Genomic DNA, 304 nt, shown 5'->3' with positions numbered 1-304 from the left:
GAAAGCGCACGTCCTTGCCGAAACGCTCGCCCAGCTGCCGGCGCACCTGCTGCAGCATCTGCGTCTGCATCGGGCAGGCGTTGGGGCAGTTGGTAAACACCAGGTTGACCAGCACCACGCCTTCGCTCAACAGATCGGTATAAAAGCGGTGGCCGACGCCGTTTTGGTCAACCAGGGTGTCGTCGCCGAAGTAATCGCGTGCGCGCGTCTCGGGCGCGCCGGTGGAGGTGCCGCGTGCAGCAGCCAATGCCGGCCACGCCAGTACCAGCGCCAGACACAAGCGCCGCCGCTTCATGGCGCACCT

The 304-nt window shown here is 65.8% G+C and carries 1 protein-coding gene; it reads right to left on the bottom strand.

Annotation, left to right across the window (positions count from 1 at the left end; genetic code table 11):
- Window positions 1-295: SCO family protein (locus ABQX22_RS26680; RefSeq protein ID WP_349802857.1), on the bottom strand; the 295-nt coding region annotated here is incomplete at its 3' end.
- Window positions 296-304 lie beyond the last annotated feature (9 nt).

Source organism: Xanthomonas sp. WHRI 1810A, from assembly GCF_040202885.1.
GTDB lineage: Bacteria > Pseudomonadota > Gammaproteobacteria > Pseudomonadales > Pseudomonadaceae > Aquipseudomonas.
Note: the sequence above shows the minus strand (reverse complement) of the source record. Positions and strands in the feature narration are given on the sequence as shown.